The sequence below is a fragment of the Martelella sp. genome, from assembly GCF_984369615.1.
In genome coordinates this window covers 1-4,817 of the sequence record NZ_CFHTCS010000326.1, presented here as the reverse complement: position 1 = coordinate 4,817, position 4,817 = coordinate 1, and the positions used below count along the sequence as shown (strand labels likewise).

The following is a 4,817-nucleotide window of genomic DNA, read 5'->3' as shown; positions in this document are numbered from 1 at the left end:
CGACATCAACGGCATTCTCGGGCTGGCCGCACTCCTCGGCGGACTGAAGCACGGCGAACAGTCCTATAACGACGATTCCGGCCGCACCTATTCAGTGATGATCCTGACGGCCATGGGCATCTCCATGATCGTGCCCGACTTCGTGCCGAAGGAAAGCTGGCACTATTATTCAGCCTTCACCATCGTCGCCATGCTGGCGCTTTATGCCGTCTTCCTGAAGATGCAGGTTGGGCAGCACAGCTATTTCTTCTCCTACCGCTACCCGAAAATGCGCCAGGGCGCGGAGCAGAGCGCGGCGGACGAGGAGGAACACGGGCCCACGGCGCTTTCGGTCGGCGTGATTCTCGTCGGCGTGGCGCTGATCGGCCTCCTGGCGGAATTCATGTCCGCCTTCCTGACGGACGGGCTTGAGGGCACAGGCGCGCCGCTGGCGCTGACGGCCATTCTGGTGGCTGCGATCGCCGCCGGACCGGAGATCCTTACCGCGCTCCGTGCGGCGCTCAAGAACCGGATGCAGGCCGTGGTCAACATCGCGCTCGGCGCCTCCCTGTCAACGGTGATCCTGACCGTCCCCGTGGTCGAGGCGATCGCGCTTTTCACCGGCCAGCCCTTCACCATGGCCATGACCCCGGTTCAGATCACCATGGTCGCCATCACCCTGGTCGCCGCCGCCATCAATGTCAGTGACGGCGAGACCAATGCGATCGAGGGCATGACCCATTTCGTTCTGTTTGCCACCTTCATCATGCTCTCCTTTCTCGGGCTTTGACGGCTCAGGCAGCGCTTGGCTGCCCTGCGCCGTCTTCCGCCGGCAGCGTCACCCCGAGATCTTCCAGGGCAATTGCGATCGCATCATCGAGCGGGGTGTGCGGTTCGTGGCCCAGAAAGGCCGCCAGCTTGTCGTTCTTCATATGCAACGGCGCACGCCACAGATAACGGATTTCCAGGATTTCCCGCATCAGCGCAACGAAGGGCGCAAGCAGGGGCACCAGAAGCCACGGAAACGGCCGCACGGGCAGATCCGCCCTTCCCGACACGCGCCGGATGGCCTCGGCCATGCGATTGCCGTCCTCGTCCCAATGCCCCTCAAAGTGAAAATTGGCGTAGGACGGCAATTCTTTCGCGCGCGCATCGAGTGCTGCGAAGGTCTCGCCGAGATCCGGCAGATAGGCCCATTGGTGGCCGACGCCGGGCGCGCTCAGCCGGGTAACCGAACGGAGCGGCCTGCCGGGCTTCACCATCTGGCCGAACCAGCTGTTGGCCCCGCTGGCTCCGCCGAAAAAATCCCCTGCCCTGACGAGAATGACCTGCGTGCCGTTCCAGGCCGCTTCCCTGAGGCGCGCTTCCGCCTCGATCCGGATGCGGCCCTTGCGGGTCGTCGCGTTCTGCGGACTGTCTTCCGCCGGCTCCGGCAGGGCGTCCGGCCCGAAATTGTAGACCGTACCCGGGAACAGGATGCGGGCGCGATTGGCCTTCGCCGCCGTGATCGTGTTGTCGAGCATGGGCAGGACAAGCTTTTTCCAGTTGCGATAACCCGGCGGATTGACGCCGTGGAAAATGAGCGTTGCGCCCTCGGCCGCCGCCATCACATCTGAAAGCGCCATGGCATCACCGGCCACCCATTCATAGGCCGGGAATTTGCGCGCCTGTTTTTCGGGATCGCGGTTCATGGCGCGGATGCGATAGCCGCGCCGGCTGAGCGCTCCGGCGACCGCGCCGCCCACGCCGCCGCTGGCGCCGAGGATCAGGGCGAGCGGACGCGTCACAAGCGCATTGCGGGAGTTGGTCTCTGTCATCGGTTCATTCCTTTGCCGTTCTGTTCAGTGAAGCCATGATCGGCGAAATCACCCTGCAACGGAATTGTATAAAAATGTGTCCATGCTATACGTATTTGTATGGAGAAAACGAGTTGGGACCATTACCGCACTTTGCTGGCGGTGCTCGATACGGGCACGCTTTCGGGCGCCGCGCGCCGGCTTGGACTGACCCAGCCGACTGTCGGCCGCCATATCGAGGCGCTGGAGGCGGAAGCCGGGCAGCAATTGTTCACCCGCTCGCAGCGCGGGCTGGAACCGACGGATACGGCGCGCGCCATGCGCCACCTCGCCGAGGCCATGGCAGCCTCTGCCGACGCAATCCGCCGCACGGCATCGGAAAGCCGAAGCGCGGTTGCCGGCGCCGTCAGGATCAGCGCTTCCGATGTCATCGCGATCGAGGTTCTGCCCGAGATCCTGGCGCCCCTGATGGAGGCCCACCCCGCGCTCGACATCGAGGTTTCGGTCTCCGACGCGGTGGAGGACCTGCTGGCGCGCAAGGCCGATATCGCGCTGCGCATGGTGGAGCCGAAGCAGGAGGCGTTGCTGGTGCGCCATATCGGCACGATCCCGATCGGCTGTTTTGCCCGCAAGGAGGTGATTGAGCGCCATGGCGCTCCCGGCACGCTCGAAGAGGTCGAAAAGCTCCCGACCATCGGCTTCGATCACGAGCTGGTCTATATCCGCGAGGCGTTGGACGCCTTCGGCGACCTGAAAATGCCGGCATTCGACTTCCGCTCGGACAGCAATCTCGCCCAGCTTGCGGCGATCCGCGCAGGCTGCGGCTTCGGTTTCTGCCAGGCCCCGATAGGCCGGCGCGATCCCCGCCTTGAGGAGGTGCTGGCGGGACAGGTGCCGCTCAGCCTGCCCCTTTGGGTGGTGATGCACGAGGACCTGCGCCGCTCTCCGCGCTGCCGGGTGACCTTCGATGCGCTGGTGACGGGTCTCAAGGCCTATATCGGGTGACGGTCAGCGCCCGTCCGCCGGCAGGTAGCGATCGACGATCAGGTGCCATTGCTCGCTCTCCAGCGTCGACAGGATGGCGATATTGACCGCCTTGCGCGCCGGATCGTCCTGCGGGAGGATCAGCCCGTAGTTCTGCTGTGAGAAGGAAAGCCCGGCCAGATAGAGCCCGGACTCGTTGCGAAGCCCCCATTGCAGAGCCGCCCGGTCATAGACGAAGGCGTCGATTTCGCCATGGTTCAGCGCGGCAAGCCCGGTATCCAGATCCGGATAGTCATGCGGAGCGACATGGAGGATGTCGAGTTCGGAGGCCGCCGAAGACCCCGTGACCGTTCCGACCTTCAGGCCGCCGAGATCGCCGACGCTCTCGATCGCGCTGGTGCTGATCGAGGAGGTCAGCCCCGCGGCAAGCTGCGCCGTCGTGATCGCCGCCAGGATCAGAGCCGCGAACATCCAGAACATGGCCAGAAGCCGGCCGAGAAAGGTTACCGGCGCCTTGTCACCGTAACCGACCGTGGTCATCGTCACCGTCGCCCACCAGAAACCGGAAAAGACGCCGCGCGCGGGGCGCGGCTCGAACTGTTCGGGATTGGCCCGCCGCTCCAGAAGCCAGATCAACGCGCCGATGATGAAGACGGGGCCGGTCAGCAGGCCGAGCATGTAGAGAAAGGCCGGCGAGGTCAGGAGTTCCAGCATGAAGCGCGGCCCGAGCCGGTCGACGAGCCGGAGCGCAACGCCGATGCTGCCGCTGTAATAGGGCTGGGAGAAATCGATCACCGCCTCGTCGCGCGCATTGATCGGCACGGGGCCGATCGCCGCGCCAAGCGTCCCGTCCGCAACCCGCGCAACCATGTCGGCGGGATCGGTCTCGACGAAGCGATAGTCGGTGTTCAGATTGCGGCTGAGCGCATTCATCAGGTCGACGCCGAGCCCGTACCATGACCCATCCCGATCCTGCATCACGAAAGGCGGAACGGCGTGGACGCCGATCGCCACCGGCGCCTTTGCGGCGGCTGCGCCCGTCTCGTCCGCCGCTTGCTGCGCCCGGACGCCGCCGGCCAAGAAGACAAGGAACAGCAGGGCGACAAGGCGGAAAAGACCTTGGGCAAGGGAAAGGCTCGATACGGAGAAGACGCTCAGTTTCATGACATCCGGGCTCTGTGGTGGACAACCACGGCTATAGCGCCAATGACATTGCCTGTTAAGCGCGACCGCCACGAAAAAGGGGCGCGCCGATGGCACGCCCCCATGACGCTCGTAAAGATCGCTTGCCTACCGGCAGGCGGCGCAGAAGCGCTGGATGCGGTTGCAGGCCTCTTCCAGCTCGGCTTCCGAGGTTGCGTAGGAGATGCGGAAGTTCGGGCCGAGGCCGAAGGCCGAGCCGTGAACGACGGCGACGCCTTCAGATTCCAGGAGCTCGGTAACGAAATCCTCGTCCGTCTCCATCACCTTGCCGGTCGGCGCGGTCTTGCCCATCAGGCCCGCGCAGGAGGGGTAGACGTAGAACGCGCCTTCGGGAACCGGGCACTCGATGCCGGTCGCCTGGTTGAGCATGGAAACCACCAGGTCGCGGCGCTTCTCGAAGGCGGCCTTGCGCTCGGGGATGAAGTCCTGCGTGCCGTTCAGCGCCTCGACGGAGGCCCACTGGGCGATCGAGCAGGCGCCGGAGGTCTGCTGGCTCTGGATCGTCGTCATCGCCTTGATCAGCACTTCGGGACCCGCCGCATAGCCGATGCGCCAGCCGGTCATGGCATAGGCTTTCGAAACGCCGTTCATGGTGAGCGTGCGGTCGTAAAGGCCGGGCTCGACCTGGGCCGGGGTCACGAATTCGAAATCTCCGTAGGTCAGGTGCTCGTACATGTCGTCGGTCAGCACCCAGACGTTTTCGTGGCGCATCAGCACGTCGGTGAGCGCCTTCAACTCGTCATGGGTATAGGCGGCGCCCGACGGGTTTGACGGCGAGTTGAAGATGAACCACTTGGTGTTGGGCGTGATCGCCTTTTCAAGATCCTCGGCCTGCAGCTTGTAATTGTTTTCCTT

General features: G+C 64.4%; 5 protein-coding genes. 2 read left to right on the top strand and 3 right to left on the bottom strand.

Features of this window, described 5'->3' with window-relative positions; translation table 11 throughout:
• A partial coding sequence (locus AC5DC2_RS19410; RefSeq protein ID WP_491699654.1) for a calcium:cation antiporter occupies window positions 1–769 on the top strand: 769 nt, incomplete at its 5' end.
• 4 nt (window positions 770–773) lie between these two features.
• Here AC5DC2_RS19410 and AC5DC2_RS19405 read toward each other — a convergent pair.
• Window positions 774–1,796: an NAD(P)H-binding protein gene (locus AC5DC2_RS19405; RefSeq protein ID WP_491699653.1), complete on the bottom strand. Its 1,023-nt coding sequence runs from the start codon at window positions 1,794–1,796 to the stop codon at window positions 774–776.
• Between the two features lie 99 nt (window positions 1,797–1,895).
• Between AC5DC2_RS19405 and AC5DC2_RS19400 the strand changes: the two genes are divergently transcribed.
• Window positions 1,896–2,780: a LysR family transcriptional regulator gene (locus AC5DC2_RS19400; RefSeq protein WP_024709081.1), complete on the top strand. Its 885-nt coding sequence runs from the start codon at window positions 1,896–1,898 to the stop codon at window positions 2,778–2,780.
• Between the two features lie 3 nt (window positions 2,781–2,783).
• Here the strand turns inward: AC5DC2_RS19400 and AC5DC2_RS19395 are convergent, their stop codons facing one another.
• Window positions 2,784–3,923, bottom strand: a complete 1,140-nt coding sequence (locus AC5DC2_RS19395; protein ID WP_024709080.1) for a transporter substrate-binding domain-containing protein — start codon at window positions 3,921–3,923, stop codon at window positions 2,784–2,786.
• Window positions 3,924–4,049: 126 nt separating this feature from the next.
• Window positions 4,050–4,817 (bottom strand): pyridoxal phosphate-dependent aminotransferase (locus AC5DC2_RS19390; RefSeq protein WP_491699652.1); only part of this gene is annotated, 768 nt, incomplete at its 5' end.